The organism is Mucilaginibacter sp. (assembly GCF_028288225.1).
Classification (GTDB): domain Bacteria; phylum Bacteroidota; class Bacteroidia; order Sphingobacteriales; family Sphingobacteriaceae; genus Mucilaginibacter.
Map to the genome: position 1 here is coordinate 52,294 of NZ_JAQBOC010000028.1, position 20,878 is coordinate 73,171.

Annotated in this window: 11 protein-coding genes; 1 reads left to right on the forward strand and 10 read right to left on the reverse strand. The window is 42.1% G+C overall.

Features of this window, described 5'->3' with window-relative positions; translation table 11 throughout:
• Positions 1 to 40 precede the first annotated feature (40 nt).
• The 4 genes from JWQ54_RS08300 to JWQ54_RS08315 all read right to left on the reverse strand — a co-directional run bounded on the left by JWQ54_RS08300 (position 41) and on the right by JWQ54_RS08315 (position 5,732).
• Complete coding sequence (locus JWQ54_RS08300; protein ID WP_299582926.1) at positions 41 to 2,557, reverse strand: DUF5686 and carboxypeptidase-like regulatory domain-containing protein; 2,517 nt, start codon at positions 2,555 to 2,557, stop codon at positions 41 to 43.
• Positions 2,558 to 2,562: 5 nt separating this feature from the next.
• Entirely contained in the window at positions 2,563 to 2,997 is a 435-nt protein-coding gene (locus JWQ54_RS08305) for a hypothetical protein (RefSeq protein WP_299582929.1), read from the reverse strand.
• Between the two features lie 566 nt (positions 2,998 to 3,563).
• On the reverse strand, positions 3,564 to 4,250 hold the full coding sequence (locus tag JWQ54_RS08310) for a DNA alkylation repair protein (RefSeq protein WP_299582932.1): 687 nt from the start codon (positions 4,248 to 4,250) through the stop codon (positions 3,564 to 3,566).
• A gap of 249 nt (positions 4,251 to 4,499) precedes the next feature.
• Entirely contained in the window at positions 4,500 to 5,732 is a 1,233-nt protein-coding gene (locus JWQ54_RS08315) for a CehA/McbA family metallohydrolase (protein ID WP_299582935.1), read from the reverse strand.
• Positions 5,733 to 5,953: 221 nt separating this feature from the next.
• Here JWQ54_RS08315 and JWQ54_RS08320 point away from each other — a divergent pair, with 221 nt between their 5' ends.
• Entirely contained in the window at positions 5,954 to 8,395 is a 2,442-nt protein-coding gene (locus JWQ54_RS08320) for a TonB-dependent receptor (RefSeq protein ID WP_299582938.1), read from the forward strand.
• Positions 8,396 to 8,617: 222 nt separating this feature from the next.
• On the opposite strand, the gene JWQ54_RS08325 is transcribed toward JWQ54_RS08320, so the two are convergent.
• The 6 genes from JWQ54_RS08325 to JWQ54_RS08350 all read right to left on the reverse strand — a co-directional run bounded on the left by JWQ54_RS08325 (position 8,618) and on the right by JWQ54_RS08350 (position 20,843).
• Complete coding sequence (locus tag JWQ54_RS08325; RefSeq protein WP_299582941.1) at positions 8,618 to 10,021, reverse strand: pectate lyase; 1,404 nt, start codon at positions 10,019 to 10,021, stop codon at positions 8,618 to 8,620.
• 453 nt (positions 10,022 to 10,474) lie between these two features.
• A complete protein-coding gene (locus JWQ54_RS08330) occupies positions 10,475 to 13,090 on the reverse strand; it encodes a PAS domain S-box protein (RefSeq protein ID WP_299582944.1) in 2,616 nt (871 codons plus the stop codon).
• A 9-nt stretch (positions 13,091 to 13,099) separates the two neighbouring features.
• Complete coding sequence (locus JWQ54_RS08335; RefSeq protein ID WP_299582947.1) at positions 13,100 to 14,404, reverse strand: HlyD family efflux transporter periplasmic adaptor subunit; 1,305 nt, start codon at positions 14,402 to 14,404, stop codon at positions 13,100 to 13,102.
• A 102-nt stretch (positions 14,405 to 14,506) separates the two neighbouring features.
• Entirely contained in the window at positions 14,507 to 16,684 is a 2,178-nt protein-coding gene (locus JWQ54_RS08340) for a peptidase domain-containing ABC transporter (protein ID WP_299582950.1), read from the reverse strand.
• A 370-nt stretch (positions 16,685 to 17,054) separates the two neighbouring features.
• Positions 17,055 to 19,655 (reverse strand): gliding motility-associated C-terminal domain-containing protein, encoded by a 2,601-nt coding sequence (locus JWQ54_RS08345; protein ID WP_299582953.1) that lies wholly within the window; start codon positions 19,653 to 19,655, stop codon positions 17,055 to 17,057.
• A gap of 396 nt (positions 19,656 to 20,051) precedes the next feature.
• Positions 20,052 to 20,843 carry a DUF2182 domain-containing protein gene (locus tag JWQ54_RS08350; RefSeq protein ID WP_299582956.1) on the reverse strand — a complete coding sequence of 264 codons (792 nt, stop codon included), beginning with the start codon at positions 20,841 to 20,843 and terminating at the stop codon, positions 20,052 to 20,054.
• Between the last annotated feature and the right edge of the window lie 35 nt (positions 20,844 to 20,878).

Consider the following 20,878-nt stretch of genomic DNA (forward strand, 5'->3'; position numbering starts at 1 on the left):
TATTTTTACACAAGTCGATAATATTTAGTTTCGTCTATGATCAAAGCCTGATCTGTGCTGAAATTTTGATCCCGAAATTTTTGGCACTTCCATCCAAAGCATTGTTATTATCCTTGTAGCTAAGGCGATGAATAAAATCGACCCTGAAGAATTTAAGGATATTTTCAACTCCATAACCTGCTTCAACATATGGAACACTACCCAGGCCGTGCAAGTCAAGAGATTTATTATGGTCAAATATGTTGTTCTGGTTGGCTCGGGATATGCTTCCGTACAAAATATTAGCTGTCCCCACCAAACGCCATTTGAAATTCTTAATTACGGGTATTGAATTTAACAATAACCCTTCAAAGTGCTGGGTGTAATTTAAACTGGCGTATTTGTCACTGGCAAATTCAAAAAAGCGCATCAGATTAAAAGCATTGGGGTTATATAGAAAAGTGGCATTACCCAGGTGATTTTCCAATAAAGGAAAAGGAACGCTTGAAGGGATATACCCTGCCGAAAATGAATATTTCCCTCTGCCAAGGCTCCCCATTTTTAAGGTCTGCATAATATTAAAACTGAATTTATGATAAGTTAAATCACTGCCAAATATATTTTTCAAACCCAAAGTGTAGCGGAACGTAAATACGGGTTTGGAAATGTCTGTTTTAATATTGACAGGGCGGTTGATGGTTTCGGAAAGCAACGGTTGAACTCCCGGGGCCCATTTGGTTTCAAACTGAAATTCTGAAACAAATAGCTGATTACTTAAGCCACTTTTTGGATCATTGAAGTTAAATAAAAACTGGGGGTCTAAAGACCAGCTTGAAAAACTGATCTTCTCTGTAAAGCCCTTAAAAAGGTCTCGGCTAATATAGAAGTTCAGCAAATTCTGATCAAATACCTTTCGCCTGTCAATACGGCCAAACCGGGTAAGCGCAGAGAACAGATTATTACGCTGGTATAGGTAGCTATCACTCAACAGCGCCACCTGGTTTAGATCGTGTGTAAAGCTGATCCCTGCTTCCGTCCAGTGTTTCCGTGATAATATGTAGTCAACCGAAGCGCCGTATTTTGCATCCAGATCTTTTGAGCCATAAGCAACATAGCCTCCGAGGATCAATTTTTTATCAAAGCCTGAATTTGTTTTGAAACCCAACCTGATCCGGTTTCCTTCTACATTGTTATAACTGTAGGTATTCAGAAAAGGACCAAGGCTGAGATTTCCGGCTCTGTAATAACCATTGATCAGCATATCTGCAGCTGTAAGGTAATTTTTAATAGTGGGAAGTGTTTTAACTGTGTCGATCAAACGATATACCGATTTTTCAGCCATTGTTAAGGAATCTGGCCTGTTCGTTTCCCAAAAGGAGTTATCGGCCTGTTGTGCATCTGCCGCCACTATAATATTATCCTTGAAGAAGCCGGGAGGATAAACCTTATCAGTATTTATAATTTTATTTACGGTATAAAACTTGGCCAGCAGGCCGCTCGTATTACTGGTTAGCTGATCAACAGTTACTAAAATACGGGTTTTTACCGGAAGCCAGGGCTGATCCGGTGCCTTGCCGTCCATCTGTTGCTGAACAGAGATCCGGTGAATGAAATTTAAATTTGCTGATGGTTCAATAGTTGCCCTTACCTGGTATAAAGCATAATTTTCCTGTGCTATCCATATGGTACCCGTAAAAGCCAGGTCCTGGGGACGTTTGGGTTTAAAGGAGATCTGGTAACAGGCTTTTCCATCTATTATGGCATTCCGGTTTTCCAGCTCGTAATCATACCAACTCTTCCAACCGTCAGCAATTGGCGATGCAAATTCCTTCCCTGCAGCGCTTACGAAATTCTTATAGAAGTTATATTGCTGAAAGGTGCTGCCGGTTAATTGGGCAAGCAGGGTGCCGTCTTCAAAACCAATGCCATTGGTTTTTGTTTTTTTAATGTACTCCCGTTTAGATTCCGGATTACTTTGATAAAAAAAGTCGGAAACAGTTTCTGAAAGAAATAAAGGGAGCAACGGCATATTATCGGCCCCTGCTATTTTCATACTGTCAGCCATAGAAATAGCCTGTTGGATAAATTTCTTTTTTAGCAGATTGGAACTGAGATTGCTGGCATCCAATTCAATCCGGCTATAACTTTCCAGTTGATATGATTTCAAACCACGGGGATCATTCACCGGTTTGTGCTTAATTACTTCTTTTAAGATCACCCAGGCCGGATTAATATATCCTTTAGGGCTGATCCTGACTTCATGCAACAACTGGGAGGAAGGCTTTAACTGAATATTTATGAACTGTTCAGCTGCATGGCCGATCGGAAATGATTGCTGCAAATAACCAATACAGCTTACTGAGATGGAATCACTTTTTCTTATAAACTCCAATTTAAATAAGCCATCAAAATTTGTGCTTATACCAATCCCTGTACCCTTAATCCCAACGGTAGCATAGGTAACCGGCTCGCCGGTGTTGGCATCTGTAACCTTACCTTTTATTATTACCTTCTGCCCGCAAACCAACTGTGTTCCCAATAATAATAATACGAGAAAGAAAAGCAATGATCTGCTCATAGGTTTTATAAATATAGCGGATTAATCTTGTTTAAGGAAACTACCTTTTTTATCAAATACCAGGTCCCTGCCTTTTCGAACATAGTGATACCTTTAGCATCAGTAATTTTACCTGCTTCAGTTATTTTAACACCTTTATAGTGCTGTTTAACATAAGCGGCTACACCTGCCGGTAAATCACTTACTTTTATGGCTGCAACTTGTTCAATAAAAGTTCCTTCAGGTGTGAACTGTACAGACATATCTTCTCCTGACTTACCACCCCAGTTTGCTTCATAGTTCCCTTTTTCTTTTCCCCAGGTTATGTTAACAGCAGCGGGATACTTTACAGTTAAAGCCGATCTTACTTTTTCAGGGACAATGGGGCTTTTTACTTTTTGTGCATTTAATGCAGTGACTGCTGCCACAACCATTAACATACTTAAAATGATCTTTTTCATATTTACCTGACTTATTTATTTGTAAGCCCACATGATTTAAACATTGATCAGGAGGCACAAGTCACACTATAACTACTGTAATAGGTTTGTTACATAAACATCCAACTCAATTCTGATTTATTTTGGTATTTCGTCTGCCATCAAATTATTTAACTTCTTTTAACCTTACCTCTATTTGTCATCCTGAACGCAGTAAAGGATCTTATAAAATAGATAGGTAGCTCACATGCTTGTCCGGCTTTTATGTCGCACAGAGAAGATTTTTCGCCGAAGCTAAAGAGATAGTTCTTCGCTCTCGCTTGTAATAGCGTGGGTTTAAGCGGCTGATTATCAAGATTGTTTTTTTTACGTCGTCGCTGTTTTTCCAGTCCAGCCTGGTTGGGACTCAGAATGAGAAAAAGGGCTTTTTACAATCTTCCGAACACTTATAGGGTAGGGAAGAGAATTGTGGCTTTAAAATTTGGAGAATAAAAAAAACAGCAATTTTAAAAGCGATAATACCGTACTATAAGTTGTACTGGTTCACTTGACAAACTACTTTGATTTAGAAACAAGAAGGGAAGATTTTAACTTGTCTTTCGGAGTACTTTGAGCTCACCTCGGGTTACTGCATCCGTTTTTTCAATGGCAATAGTAAAGGCAATGCTGCTTATCAGTTTTATATGTACTTTTAACCAGGGAAGTGTTTCGCCGGGATACACGGTATACAATTCGCGCAGCGACCATCCAACCCCTTTCTGCACATAATATGCTTTATCGGCCAACAAGAGACTGATGAGTTGTTCAATTTGGCTGAATGTTAAAAAGTGCTTCTTGGTACGGCTGTAATATAAAAGAGAAACTACTGACTGCCTGCGCTTCCATAAGTCCTGGTCTATATTCCATGTTTTGAGCTGTTCATAAACGGTGGTAGCTTCCACTTCGAGGATCTTGGTATAAACTTTAGCCAGCGCATCGCAAAGCCCCCAGTCATCCACCTGGTCTTGCCAGCGGACTATGACCGGCCACATTTCCCGCAGCTCGCTGTCTTTTTTCAGGTGACGCTCCAAAAAGAAAAAAGCATGCAGTTTTACCCAGAAGTTATTTTCGGTATGCCATAGCTCGTCCCAAATAGCCAGTTGCTCCGCAAACGGCAATGCGGAAAAGGAATACACCCGTCTGGATTCCCGCCGGTGCAGCGGTACACTTCCCTGCACGCTGCGGAGGTGGCTTAATACTTCCTGTAATTGAACGGTATAACCGGACGTTTTCATTTAATTGCGAAGCTATTAATTTTTCCGCTGTCCATAGTTTCTCACTACAAACAAACTTTGTTTGTAAGACATCTACACCAATAAAAAAGCCCTTCAGTAATGCTGAAAGGCTTTCAAATGACCCTAAAGTAGCAAATCCTGAAGTGTTTTGTGAAGGATTTGAAATCGTATTTTCAAATATGATGTTAAAACAAAGACAAAGAGAGCCGTTTTAGAGCACCTTAAAGGGAATTAAGCTATCTGCCGCGATCAAAAGTTCGGGTCGAAATTGAAGTAGATCGGGTTCGACAGTCCGACCATGTTCCCGCTCAGCGCCATCGATTCAGGAACCTGCGGATAAGCAGTAGGCGGACCCTCAACTACGACGCGGTAATAAGTCCGGCCAGGTGTTGCGGGGGTATCGGTGAACTCGATCGTAGGCGCCTTACCGGTAGCTTTGAAAGTGCCGAACGCGTTGCCATTCTTCACTATGCTGACGGTATAGGTCCCTTCCGGAACAGTATTCCCTGTTAATTGAACACGGAATTTAACGGGTTTCCCTGTCGCCCTCGCATTATCACCCATCATCATGTCCATCTTGCCGTCCTGGTTGAGGTCAGCATAGAATTCAACCCGGGGCGCATAGGGATTTGCGCTGATGCAAACCCGCCCGTTCGTAAGGGCGTCCACAACCGCCTGTGAGGTCCGCGCTGTGGCAAACACCCAGGTCGTTGGGGTTCCAACATAATTGGCTTTAGCCTGGTAACTGTTCTTCGTTGCCTTGTCGGGTGTATCCGGGGTACCATGATGCGCATCACTTCCACCTCTGCCGGTTAGCTTGCGGCCCGACGAGAGCATGTCGTCCCAAATCATGATCGCATTGGCATTTTTGGGCCAGACCGCAGAATTCCATACTTCTATCGATTCTACCATGTCATAAGAGTATCCGAAATGGTCTTTTCCGCTTGGATGGTTTGCCGACAGATGAATTCCAAGCTCCTTCTTCACAGCCCCGACCACCACGTCGCGCTGATCGCGAACATCATACAGCCGCTGGTGATCATATGGCCTGGCCGAGAATACATTGCCGTGGCCCCGGGTAGTTGTCCATTCCGCGCCATACAGAAGCAGGACAGAGTCTGACTTAAACTCGGGATCTGCCCAGGTATTATTCGCAACATCGCCGTTTACATGGTTGTCGTGATCGGTGATGCAGAGATAGTCCATGCCGACAGCCTTAGAAAAGGCGATGATCTTTGCTATGGGATTGTTTGAAGACTCCTTACTGTGTCTTGAGTGCACATGTAGCTCACCCTTTAGCCACACGCCGTTGGTAAGGCTGGAGATGGGGGGTAGCGCGCCAATTTCCGTAGGTGCCCAGGGATTGCTGTGGCCCGGCTGCCCTTGCGCAAGACCGCCAATGCAACCTGCTATGATCACCAGCAATGCTGTACGGGCCCTGCCCATAAGCAGTATCATTTTTCTGTTGTTTTTGATTGTCATATCAAATTATCTATCAATTTTAATGAGTTTATGTTTGGCTGGCAACATACCCCATTGATATTAGTAAATTGTTAACATCAGTAAAATGAAGTATAAATGTGACAATGAATTTGCCAATCGCTTTACGCTGCAATTCTTATTTAAACTAATTATAAATAATATTTGGGAATTTGATTTGTGATTATATCTTTGCGCTTAATTAGACTTAATCTAAATAAGGCATGAAAACAATCTATTACTTATCTATTAAATTCTCTTTTTTGATGTTCATGTTGTTCTGCAGCATCGTTAAGGCAGATGACTTCGCAAACGGCAAAATTTCCGGGATAGTTAAAACCTCTGACGGCCAACCGGCAGCATTTGTAACTGTATCTATTAAAGAATTAAACAGGACAACCAGCACAAAAGAGGATGGTAGCTTTATTATCAGCAATATTAAGGCCGGCCATTATACTTTAGTAGTTTCATTTGTTGGAACAGAAAGCCAGGAAAAGCCGGTTACGGTGCTGGCATCAAAAACAGTTACAGTAAATTTCATATTAACAGAAAATTCGTCGAAGCTAAATGAGGTGATTATTAATGCAAATAGAACACCTAAGCCTGTATCATTGGATAAAGCGAATATTCGTGCCCTTGATCTTCCTCAAAGTGGCGGAACGGTAAGCCGCCGTGTTATAGAAGACCAGCAAATTAACCGTTTGGGCGATGCAATTAAAAATGTAAGCGGTGTTTCGTTAACGCAAATAAGAGGTGGCGTAGGTGAAACGTTTTCTGCCCGGGGCTACAGCATTGGCATAACCGGGGCGTCCGGCAGTATTTTTAAAGACGGCGTATTAACCAATACAGCCGGTTTTCCTGAAGCAAGCACGCTGGAATCTGTAGAAGTATTGAAAGGAAGTGCGGCGCTGCTTTATGGTAACGTATCTGGCGGGCTTATTATTAATATGGTTACTAAAAAGCCGCAATTTGAAAGTGGAGGAGAGGTTTCCATGCGGTATGGAAGTTACAATATGTTTAAACCAAGTGTAGACGTTTACGGGCCGGTTAGCCAGGATGTGGCCTTTAGACTGATCGGAGTCTATGAGAACGATGGTAGCTACCGTAACCATGTATATACTGAACGGAAATATGTAAATCCCTCTTTATTGTTCAATCTCGGCAAAAAAACCACCTTGCTGGTTGAGGGTGATTACTTACGTGAAAGTCTAACCCCCGATTTTGGCATAGGTTCTTTAAATAACGGCCAGGCAATTCCTACGATGGTGCCACGCTCACAATACATCAATACTTCATGGGCATATAGCCACATGAACCAGTTTTCGGCTATGGCAACTTTGAACCACCAATTTAGCGATAACTGGCATTTAAATGCCATTGTATCAGGACAGGGAACCCACATAGATGCGTACCAGGCCAGCTTGCCTAATACCGTAAGCGCAACGGGTGAATGGAACAGGCGCCTTGCCCGCGCAAATACTATAGAAAATGACTACACCGGCCAGGTAAATTTAACAGGTAAATTTAGAACCGGATCGGTAAGACATCAAATACTGATCGGAACAGATGTTACCAAAGTTGTAAATGTTACCAATGGCTACAGTGTTGAAGGCGAAAATATCAGTACTTATGTTTATGATAAAATAAATACTATCGACCTGAATAAATATAGCCAACGTACCGATATTCCAAACGCTACAGATACAGCGCGAACAACCGCCCCTGTATATCGTTTGGGTACCTACGTACAAGACCTGGTAAGCCTTACAGATAAAATTAAGGTGCTGGCGGGAATCCGGTGGTCGTGGCAGCAAACCTACCAAACCAATATTCAATACCTGCTAAAACAAACTTCAGGCAACGGAACAGCTATAACCCGGTATGACCGTGCATTTTCACCAAAAGTAGCGTTTATATACCAGCCCATTAGTACAAGTTCAGTATATATAAGTTACAGCAATAACTTTATGGTTAATAGCGGCACTGATGTAAGCACAGGGCAGGGCCTTAAGCCATCGTTGGTGAACCAGTATGAAGCTGGTTTAAAAAATGAACTGTTTGATGGTAAGATCATTGCTAATTTGAGTGTATACCGCATTATCAACAGCAACCTGGCTGTGGTAGCGCCGTTTAAAGCCGATGGAACCATTAACAGCGATAACACCCTTAAACAACTTAACGGAGAAACTACCAGTGATGGTTTTGATGTTGATATAACGGGGCACCTTTCTAAGAATTTTTATTTTATTACGGGCTATTCTTACAACAATGCACGCTATACAAAAGTGTCAGGTTTAAAAGGATCTCCCATATTGGGTGAGCGCTTGGTTATTAGTCCTGTAAGTACAGCTAATGCAACCCTGTTTTATGCCTTTAGCAATCCGGGCTTAAAGGGGTTTAAAGTTGGGGCAACAGCGTTTTACACAGGTAACAGGATGGCAGGCTATAACAATACGGTTGGGCAAGGACAAGCCTATAGCCGGTTGGTTCCCGTTGGCGGATTTACAACACTCGACCTTTCAGCAGGTTATACTTATAAGAAGATCTCGCTGCTGGCAAGTGTAACTAATGTTACCAATACATTGAATTATTTGATACATGATAATTATAGCATTACGCCAATTGCCCCTCGTCAGTTGTTAACAACATTGGCTTATAAATTTTAAAAGGATTTATACGAAATTTTTTATGTGCGCCAGTCGGGCGCACATAAAAAATATGCAGGGAGAGGGATCCGGACCTTGCTGCCTTTAGTCCAGCAACTGTTATTCTTGCTTTAATTTCACACAGCCAAAAGTCTTTAGTCCTAAGCCAAAAGAATAAAATTCACTTTGACTTCAGACTAAAGACTGTTAGTTTAACACTAGTTTGATTAATAAATCACTTAATTAAAGTGTTTTTGGACCTGCACCGGCTTTAACAATTCCGGGCACATTTTCAGCAGCATTAAGGAGGTACAAATAAGGATAACCCGGCACCCACTTTGATAATGATGTAGTAATATTATTGGCACCGCAATTGGAATAGATATTAGTTGATGTGCCACTAAAATAACCTACAGGATCCCCGTCAAGGTTAGTTGTAAGCGGTTTTTTACAGCCTGAAAAATATTCATTATCGGTGCGTACAGTACCACGATACCTGGCACCGATAGAATAGCCCGAATTGTTTAAATGGTAGTTGTTGTACATGTGAATTGATCCGAACATCAGGGTTGGTTCTCTTTCGCCTATGTTATACCAAAAGTTGTGATGAAAGGTAACACGTAATTTGCCGGTGTTAGTCGCTGCCGCATCACTTGTTACCGAACCTATAAGTACCGATAAGTTAGTGTCATGGAACCTGTTCCATGAAATGGTTACAAAGTCAGCACCCTCAGCAACACCGATGTCCTTACCCCAATAATCCCAGCCATGACTTCTGTCTGTTGAGAAATCACAATGATCTACCCATATGTGGTGTGATTTGAATTTGATATAAACCCCGCACTCTTGTACATAGTTTTTGAATGTTATATTTTGAATAATAACGTTGTTTACGGTAAACAGATATAGATTCATACCCTGCAAAACAGCTCCTGTTTTACCTATAAGGGTGGTATTGGATCCCACATAAACAGGATCATATCCGGTTCCTTTAATAGTTCCGCCAACGTAAACAACTTTAGGGGTATTACTGGCCACAGCCGCTTTAAAAGCTGCAAATGATGCTACCGTAACAGTTTTACCGCCCTTACCTCCTCTTGTTGATGAACCGACGGATGCGTATCCTGTTAATTCAGTACTTAAAACTGGACCTACAGGTGCTGTTGAAGAGCCGGACCCACTTGGGGCACTTGCCGCTGTTCTGGTAAGTGTATACGTGTATTTCCTGCCGTTATTAATTGGGCTGCTGTTATCCGAAGCAGAAAAATACAAATCTGGTCCCCAATGACTGAACGCTCCTCTTCCGATGTCGCGGATGTCATTATGAGCTATGTGCGCGGGCCCTAACGCGACACCATTTTCATAAAGCTTAAGCGTTGACCTGGTTGGCTTTTCATTTGAATCGCCTGTGTTAGAAATTGGTCCCGTTTTGTAAGCATGACCATCATCATGTCTGATTGTGGAGGAATTAATTGAATAAACGGTTGGCGCAACACTTGCTGCATTTGATGTAGATAAACTTCCCATTGAAATAGAATCAACCGGAATACCAGGCGCGTCTGCATTTTTTTTACAGCTCCCGGCCAAAAAAACGGCAATTAGTGCAAAGCTGACTAAACGCCTTCTTTCTAAGGATTTTTTTTGCATAACTTGGATTTTTATGGTTGGTCAATGGAACGCGACTGTATCTTAAAAATTACGGTTGATTTTTTTATGAAGTTATAGGCCAAAATTAAAAATGGTTCAAAAATAAGCTATGAGTGATTTACATGTGTAAAATGATGTAAAATATAACACTGAAAGTTGAGAAGCGTGCGCATTTAATGACATTAAGATGACATTTTTTATATAACTATCTACGATTCATCGTTTTGTGTTCTTCAGTTTTAGCTAGATCGTCATAATTAAACAGGTAATTTATTTTCAATTATTCTCTGCCCGGTCGAGCCCTCCTCCGCTTGACTGTACAAACACGTTGAACAAAAAAAGCCCCGGCAATAGGCCTGGGCATTAAGCGGGGGAGCTAAGGACTCTATTAGAACACCTGCAGGAAATTTTAAGGATTATTAGAGAAGTTTACAAAGAGAGGATAAATAGTAGCTAATGTAATTCCGGATCGCCATCACCATTGTCATCATACACCTTATCTGAAATACTTTTCACAATTTCATCAAGTTCCTTTGCACTGATCAATATGTAATTAAGTATCGTGTGCTTATCCACATCTTCATTTTCGTGATTTGTGAACAGATCGATCAGCCCCATTATTCTGGAAAGAGGCGCTCTAACCACATGGGATTGTATCCAGGCAATTTCACGTAACTTTTTGTTCTGTTCTTCAATAGCATTGACATGGTTTAACAGGTCAAGGGTCAGTTTTTTACGCTCGGTGATATCAATGGCTGAAATGCAAATACCTATTACCTTTGTGCCGTCATATATCGGTTTTACGTTAGCCAGGAAATGCCTGCAGGTGCCATCTTTTTCGTATGATGTTTCATAATCTTCAGATTGGTTTGTTTGGGCGGTCCGGTCATAAACAGCCTTTGCAGGTTCCCTTTTTTCAGGAAGCATCAATTCAATGAGGTTATCACCTTCTTTCAGCTCAAAACCGGCAATATCAATATATACATTCCTCATCTGCTGGTTAAACGCTATGATGTTATAACTGGTATCCAGAAGCAGATAGCAGATATCGGTAGTATCAAATATCGATCTAAGATTGGCTTCGGATCTTATCAGTTCATCATATATCGCTTTTCGTTCAGTAATATTTACCATGGTACCGATTAGCGCAGGGGCGCCCCTATACCATATTGAACCGCCTAATATTTCATACCATATCGGCTTGCTGTCCTTTCGCTGTATACGAACCTCATACCTTGCTGTTTTTATGCCTTGCTTTGTTCTGTGATCTATAATATCACTTACAAGTTCCAGGTCTTCAGGGTAAATAAATGGAGCGTACGGCATATTGATGACCTCGTCTTCTGTGTAGCCGGTTTCTTCTGTTACTCTTGGGTTCACGTATACAATTTTATTATCCTGAAGAATGTAAACGCCAACTACAAAGTTCTCAACCAGGTTTTGGAATTTGGTTTGCGACTCTAATTTTTCGGTAATGTTTTCTATTTGTGCAACCAGGTATATGGGTTTTTTATCCTTATCCGTAACGATCGACACGTTAAGGTTTATCCAAACAAAGCTTCCATCCCTATGCAGATATCTTTTTTCGAGCCGGTAAGTATCCGACTCCCCCTGCAATATCCGGTCTTGGGCCGCAAGGTCCTTTGCCAGATCGTCCGGATGAGTGATTTGCATAAAGGTTCGGGATAAGAGTTCATCTTCGGTATAACCCAGCATATCACACAATGACCTGTTCACTTTAAGCCATCTCCCCATCGAATATTCCTGTATCGAAGTAAGCCCCATGCCTATAGCCGAGTCCTCGAAAGCCCTGCGAAACCTGTTTTCGGATTCGATAAGAATTTGCCCGGACAATACCTTTTCGGTAACATCCTTATAGCTATATACTATGGCTTTAATATTCTCGTCATGCAGCAAATTGCGATAAGTTCCTTCGATATAAATATAATTCCCTTTTTTATGTTTTACCCGGTGACTGCGCTGAACGATTGCGCCGGGTTCACTTATTTCCGTATAAAAAAAGTTATTGTCCTCTCCCCTGTCGTCGGGATGGATAAGCTGAAGATTATTTATTTTTTGTACTTCGGTCAATGTATACCCGAGTATTTTATCTGTCGAAGGGCTTTGATAGAGTACCTGCCCGTTGGCATCCAGTAAAACGATGGCATCTGAACTTGTTTCGATCAGCGTCCTAAAGTATCTTTCGCTTTTGCTTAACTGTTCTGTCTTTTCGTCAATTATTTTTTTTAGCTTATCAGGCTCTTGCGCTTTCCTGTAAGCCAGCAGAGCAACGAAAAATGAAAATAAAAGCCCTAATCCCGATAGTTCGAATGGAAATTCACTGGCAGTATATCCATCGCCGTAAGACACACGCAGCAGCCAGTCGCCTTCAGATATAGCTATGTCAATATATTCACTTTTAGCGGCCGGCTTTGAATCAGACAATAAGAAGAATGAGATGTCTTTACCATGTGCTTTCAGCAGTTGGTAAGTGAACTTATTTTTGTCGGCGCTTTGGCTTGCAAGCATTTTTTTTATGGCGGGTAGTCTTGTTAGCACAGTGGCAACGGCTACTACTTTGTTATCTTTTATAATCGGTACTTTTCCGAGGATACCTGTATCACCAAACCTGAGGAGCCTGGGGCCGGCAAAGTAAATGTCCTTACGTTCAATTGCCCGAACCTCCTCTGCCTTGCGCACCGGGTCGGCGTTAACGTTGGTGCCAATGGTAGTTTTATAGCGGATATCAGGATAAATATTTCTGACTATACCGTTTTCAGTTATCTGCAAAGCATCAGCATAACGGCTGGCCTGTATTATCTGATGAGCTACACTGTCAAAATTAGCCGGAATGCCATATTGTTTATAAATAATGGCCAAGGTATTGGCTGCAGCAATATCATTAAATAAAATATTACGGAAACGGTCTTTAGCTTCTGTTGCTTCATGTACCAATTCGGCCCGCCTTGTTTCTTTTGATATTTTATATTGCTGGTAAGCCAAAAATTGAGTGAGTGTTATTGATAAGGCAAACACAGCAATAAATATTAATACAGGTAGTCTAACCATTTCAGTTATTTATTTGTTACCTATAATTTTAAAAAAACTGCGGCCAATGCGCTGCAAAATGGTTGCGTCCTGTGTAATTATTTCGGCATCTGCCATCATGCCCTGTTTTAGATGGATAGGCTTTTTAAGATCGGATGAGTTCCTGATCTTAAAATCTACCTTCGAAATAAAAACGCTGTCTTTATAAGGCACATCGGCTATGTATCTTATCTTTCCACGGATCATTCCATATTCTTCAAAAGGATAGCTTCTGAGCTTTACCAATACCTGCTGACCTTCTTTTACCTTGCCCATGTTATTTTGCGAGATGGTCATCTCCCCAAAAAACGCCGCATTACCCGGATCGATATAAAATACTTCCTGGTTTGGGGCCAGCACCTGGTTTTCCTGTATAATGCCGGCATATGAAAGCTTGCCCGCCTGCGATGCGCTTAATATGTATTTACTTTTCCAGTCTTCAGCAGTGCTTATCAGGCTGTTAAGGGCCTGTAAAAATTTCGACCGCTCTTCCTGCACCTGGTTATCCAGCTCCAGTATTTCCTTTTGCTTGGTTGCATAGTTATTATCGCCAGTTATTAATGCCGATTCTGTTTGTAATAAGGCTGTTTTTTTTGCCAGGTATTTGCTCTCCTCCTGCCTTAGCTCAGCTCTTGTTTCTACCTTTTGCTGGGCAAGTTTTTTATGCATTTCATATTCATCATCGGCAAGCGAAAAGTCATTTTGCTCAATAGCTTTTTCAGCTTTCAGCTGCTCTTGCTGTTTGGTCAGGTCGGTAAGGTCCCTTTGCAGGTAAACTTTCTTTTTTACTATAAACCCATTATCAACTGTCGACCTGTACAACAAATATTCCTGGAAAAACACCTGGTAGGCGGCCTGCAGCTCGCCAAACTGTATGTTATCAGCCTGGTTAAAAAGCACATTATTAAGCGGCTTATTTTGCAATACCTGCTGCTGTAATTGCTTTAGGTTGGTTATCAGCACCAGTACTTTAGTGTGGCTGGCTGTACTTTCAAGGTAGGCTAATGGCTCATTTGCCCTAACCATTTCATTTTCCTTTACCAGCAGCTGAACCAATTTCCCCGATATTTTAGACACCACCGGCTTTGGTGAGTTTGGCGAGTCGATTTTTAATTGTGCGTTTACAATATCCGGGTATCTTATCAATGCAGCCAAAGCAACAATCAGCACCAATACCCCAAAAAACAGGGAGATGCCCCATCGCAATAGCCAACCCGGTACTGCAGTTATAATGTCCTGCATGTCGTCTGTATGGCGGGTTTCCGTGTTATTGTTATGGGTGTATATTGTTGGCATAAGTATTATTGATTACACTGATTATTAAAAATGATTTCACTGATTTTTATGTTGATTGAATTGACATCTGCTAACTGCAAACTCAAAACTGCCAACTACCCCCTACGTTCCTAATTCCAGCTGATTTTTTACAAGCTTATAATAATCACCTTTAATAGCAGTTAGCTGGTGATGGGTTCCCTGTTCAATTATATGGCCTTTGTCCAGCAAAATAATATTATCGGCGTTGCTTACCGTACTTAAGCGGTGTGCCACAATAACTACTGTTCGTCCTTTAAAAAATTCTGCCAGGTTATCCATTATTACCCTTTCGTTATTGGCATCAAGGGCATTGGTAGCTTCATCAAAAAATATGTATTGCGGGTTCTTATAAACCGCGCGGGCTATCAGCATACGCTGGCGCTGTCCCTGGCTAATTCCGTTTCCTTCGGCCCCTATTTTGGTATTTAGCCCTAATGGCAGGCCATCAATAAAATCCTGTATGTTGGCCACTTTAATGGCGTGTCGCAATTTTTCCTTATCCGGATAATCATCACCAACAGCAATATTTCTTTCTATCGAGTCTGAAAAAATAAAACCATCCTGCATTACCACCCCGCACTGGCCCCGCCAGGTTTTAAAGCCAATATTGTGAATAGATTGATCGCCAACTTTTATCTCTCCTTTTTGAGGCTCATAAAATCGGAGCAGCAGTTTTAATATGGTAGTTTTCCCGCTGCCGCTCATGCCAACAATGGCTGTAGTTTTTCCCTGCGGAATTTGCAGATCGATATTTTCCAATACCGGCTCATTGCCTGCACCGGGATAGCGGAAGGTAAGTTTATTAAGACTAAGGCTTTTATCCTCGGGCAGGTTATGGTTGTATTCTTTGCTAACCGGCTCTTCATCCTCCATCTGGTGAATCTCGTTCAGCCTTTCCAAACTGATCTTCGCATCCTGGAAGCCCTGCATAAAGCCTAACAGCTGCTCAATTGGGCTGCTTAGCTGGCCAACAATATACTGCACCGCAACCATGGCACCCAAAGTTAAATTACCGTTTATAACAGCTTGTGCACTTAAAAAGGTGATCAGGATATTTTTACCCTCGTTTATAAAAGTGGCGCCGCCCTGCTGGTACTGACTAAGCGCAAGGCTTTTTACGTTAAATTTAAACAGGCGTGCCTGGATGTGCTCCCACTCCCAGCGTTTTTGCTGCTCACAGTTGTTCAGCTTTATTTCCTGCATGCCGCCGATAAGCTGCACTATACTGCTTTGATTTTTTGCCGAAACTTCAAAGCTTTTATAGTTTAATACCCTGCGCTGCTTTAAAAAAATCACTATCCAGGCAATGTATAAAGCGCTGCTTACTGCAAATACAAAAAATACGCCTGTATTGTAATAAGCCAGCACTACAGAAAAAACCAGCAGGTTAAACATGGAAAATACGGTACTTAGCGTTGAACCCGTTAAAAATGTTTGAATGTTTTTTTGATCGTTCATGCGCTGCATAATGTCGCCCGTCATTTTGGTATCGAAGAAGCTCATGGGCAACTTCATCAGCTTGATCAAAAAATCGGTGAGGATGGAGATATTTATGCGCGTACTGATGTGCAGCAGGATCCACGACCGGATAAATTCCACACTTACCCGCCCGATAATCAATGCGGTTTGGGCAATGAGGATTATGTAAATAAAGTTGAGGTTACGGGTATTGATACCTATATCAACCACTGATTGTGTTAAAAAAGGTGTGATCAGCTGCAGTAAGCTCCCAATACCCAAACCAAACAGCAACTGCAGAACCAGCTTCCTGTAAGCTATAAGGTAACGGAACAAAAACGACCAGCTAACTTCGGTGCCTTTTTCATTGTCCTGTTCATAAAACTGCGGTGTTGGGGAGATAAGCAATGCAATACCTTCACCATTTTCCGTATCGCTGAGCCAGCTGCGGGTAAAATCAGCTTCACTGAGGGTTACCAGGCCGGCAGCAGGATCAGCAAGGTAGTAGTTATGATTTTTTATTTTATACAGCACAACAAAGTGATTTTGCCGCCAATGCAAAATACAGGGCAGTTCAGCCTCCTTTAGCTGTTCCGGATTTAGCTTAACCCCCAATGAGCGGAACCCTATTTTTTCAGATGCATCGCTGATACCCAGTAAGGAAACGCCTTCCCGGTTTATTTCGCAAAATTTACGCAGTGTTTGCACGGTAAAATTACGACCGTAATGCTTTGCCACCATGCGCAGGCAGGTGGGGCCGCAGTCCATTTGGTCAGGTTGCTTGTAATGGGTGAAGGGCATAGGTTATATGAATGTTTAGGTCCGTTTTATTTTAAAGCAAATTACAAATACTTTTTTACAATAGTGTTCTTCAATTACATAGGTGGGTTCATGGAATCTTTTTATTATTTACTGTGTGATGTAACACTTAGGGAGTAATACTTTATACAGCTCCCAAACATAGCCTGACAAATCAAGTTTCTATTCAGCAATATAGCATTAATAATGCATTAAGCTAAATCATAATGAGTCCTGTCTTGGGGGGATATAGAGATTCGATTAGAATAGAACACCTGAAGAGAATTTTGGAGATTATAAAACAAATTTTAACGAGTAAAAAAAGTTATGACTCCTAAAAGATATTAATTTTTTCAAATCAATTTACAGGTGGCTAATAGATAATAGATACCCACCCGCTTAAAGCCTGTGCCCCAGCCCTGGCATAGATGACGTAGTAATACGTACCTGCAGGTAATTTCCTGCCTTTATAGGTCCCATCCCAGGGCTCGGTATAACCACGACTGTCAAGCACAAGGGTTCCTGAACGGTTGTAAACTTTTACGGATGCGATAATGTCAAGACCTTCAATAGTCCAGGTATCATTTATACCATCGGCATTGGGTGTAAATGTATTACCCATTTTTATTTCTGTACAATGACTTGCGATATTTATCGTTTGCGAGGCTGTACAGCCGTTCTGGTCGGTCACCGTAAGTTCAACCTTTCCAAGCGAACCAGTTGTGAAAGCATTTCCGCCTTCCTGTCCGTTCCACACATATTTAGTAAAACCCGGCGGCGCATTTAAAGTGATTTGCTGTTGCGTAAACTGACATAGTGTTGCATCCTGCAAACTTAAAACAGGGTTGTTAAAAAACTGTACATTTATCATACGGCTATCCGTGCAACCCGAGGGCGACGTTACCGTAGCCGTATAGTCCCCGGGATTCTCCACGCTGATGCGGCTATTGGTCTCTCCTGTCGACCATATAACCGTGCCGCCAGAAAAGGTTGCTTGAAGATCAACCGTTTGTCCGCTGCAAAGGGTGGTGTTCACAATTTTTTCCAGGCTAATTGCGGGCAGCGGATTAAATATAACCGGCAATGACGTGGAACTTGCTGAACAGGTTATTTTATTGCTGCTGATATTAACCGAATAATTACCGGCCACATCAGTAGTTAAGGTAGTGGCGTTGGTGTTGTTGTTTAACTCGATACCATCGCGCAGCCAGTTAATGGTATAGGATGCATTTGCAGGCACATTAACCGCCAGGGTGGCTTGGTCGCCAATGCAATACAAGGTTTTATCTGTGGTAAGTGTAGGCACGGGTAACTTAACAAACTCCGCTTCAATTTCTTTTGAAGTCACCCAGGTACCCGCGCATGCGCTAACTTCAACTTTGTATTTACCACTTTGGGTTACATTTATAATATTTGAGGTGTTGCCATTTAATACATCATCCTTGTACCAGCGGTATTGATAGTTAGTATTGGCATCAACCTTAAATGTTGCTGTGCTTCCGTCACAGTAAAAACTTTTATCCGGGTAATTAAGCGTTACGGTTGGCGCTGTAATAACCGTTACTTTAAGGTGATTTGTGTTAAGATGAATATTTTCACAAGGATCATATACAATAGCACTATAATTGCCTGATGTTGTAACCGTAAGCGTATGGTCACTTTCGCCCGGCAACTCAACCCCATCTTTATACCATTGTATGGTGTGGCCGCTGTAAACCGCGGTGTTGACGGTGGCAGTTGCAGTGCTGCCCGAGCATATTTGCATTTCCGAAATGGTAGCCTCTTGCCCGGTAAATTGTATGGCACTGGTTGCTGTTGCTGTGAGATATTTGCCGTAATCCGGTTTTAAAAGATAAAGTCCGTTCTGTGCCGCTATCCATGCACCGTCATCACAAACCGGCTCTGTTGCAGATGCGGTATTAACGCATATATCATTGATAACCGTATTTCCTAATGCGTCAAAATGAAAAAGATCTACCTGGCGCGTGCCAGCCACCTGCGCGCTGTAGCGCTGATAAATTGAACTGCTGAAATATAATCCCTTGTCAGTCCCTATTAACATATTTTGTTTAATCAACCCACGATCGCCATTCCAATGGCCGTTACCAAATGCAGTAAGGCCAAACATGGTGGTTATTTTATTCACATTAATACCATCCAGGTAATGTGCTAAAGGCCGGTTTATGAAATAGCTCTCATTGCCATTAACCTGGAACATACCATTAGGTGTTCCCCAGAAAAGAGCTGTGTAGTCAACCCGGTCGTCATAGTCATACATCGAGCCAAAAGCCAGGTAAGCGGTATTGATGGTATGCGCTATAATGTCACTTTCAGACATGAAATATTGATATACGTCCAACTCGCCTTTTATAAGTACAGGCACGTATTTCCTCCCGTCCCAATCCGGGTAAGTAGCGGAGCTATCTTTATAAACCAAATCACGATAGGTTGCCTGATAAACCTGGCTGGCGTTTGCAAAATTACTTTCAGTGATTTTTTCATTAACAAAGTTATAGTAATAGATGCCTTTATCCGACCCGATAACAAGTGAAAAAGTATCATTTGAATAAGCCTGAATTTTGGCAATGCCAACTGAATTAACTGCCGTAGAGATGCCGTCCGCCGTACCTATTACGGTAGTAACCCCTTTTTTGTATTCGATAACAGTAGTAGAATTGGTAGCTATGAACACCGTATCCTGGCTGCGGCCAGCAATATCGATAAACTTCAATCCGCTGTAGGCGGCAAACTTGCTGGTGTAATTGTCAACAGCAAGTGTTGTACTGTTTACACGGTAAACCTCGTTGTTTTGTGCAAGAACCCACAAATAGGGATCCCGGAAATCGCGCTTGACTTTTAAAATATTTTTACCCGGGAAGAGATGAGCATTTAAATGAAATTCTACGTCCTGCTGGCCATATGCCTTAAGGCCTGTAAGTATCAGGAGTAAAAAAAGTAACCGTTTAAATAGCATGATAAGGGGAGCCCTAAGGTAATATATAATCTGGTTCGCTGCAAGCAAAATAGATCTTAACAAAGAAATGCTTTTTAAACTTGATCCTGTCTTGCAGGTCGCCAATCGATCAGATGGTTTATTGTCTTAGAAGATTCTCAGCTGGGACGAAGGGAGCCCGTTGCAACGCATGGAGGGAATTTTGAGCATAATTAGAGGGGTTTATAAAAATAAAGAATAGTTGATTCTCCTAGATTTTGCAATTGATATAAGTTTCTTCCGATAAAAAAGTTTATGACTTGTATTTGGTCTGATAAACGATAACATGCAAACTTGAACGGTTTGTCATCTAAATATCGGACGGGTCAGTCTATACTATAACCGTACAATCTATGCTATCTAATCGAACACTTTCAGTTAAAAGATTCCGGCTGCCTGTGCGATCAGAAAAAATCCGGCGCCAATACCAATGGCTCCGATAGTACCGGTAACCCATTTTCTGGCAGGTGCGAGGCGCTCAAAAGTAATTGCTACGGTTATAACAGCCATTCCAAAAAGGTTCATCATCCCCATTACAAGCAGAATAGACATCAGACCCGCGGAGCACCGGCTGCATTGGATTCCGAGCCGCAGCCCATGTTTCAAGGCCGTGCAGGCGTCGTCCGGTGCTGTTTGGCCCCGGAAGGGCAATTCCCGACAACAGGTAAGTTGCTGCAACTTCCAGTTAGTGAACTGGAGTGAACCCACCGCCAATACCAATATTCCGGTTGCAACCGGTACAACCAGGGACAACTCCTTATGTTGCATTAAGATTGCATTAAGTTCAACACCCACTGGAAAAACGATCAATCCGATGATCGTCCAGACAAGAAAATAACCAAGTCCTACTAAGGCTGTCAGCCAGCCCAGACGCGGTGCACTTGTCCTCTGAACGGCCTGACGATAGCGCAACAGCATCGGCACCAGGCACGGGATCATCATAGTCAACATCATGACATCCCACATAACAAGGAAGGATGCTGTTGCATCGAACCCTGACTGTCCAGACATGGGCATCCATGTCATCGACATACCCCAGCCACCGGGCATCGGCATTTCTTCCATCGCCGACATGGATGTGCACCATACAATCGTTATGACCGCACTGGCAATAAAGAGCAATGCAATGATTCCCCAAAACGTTTGAAGGGCATTTCTATCAGAGGTCATATTTTTTAGTTTCGGTTTATTAAGGCGACTAAAAA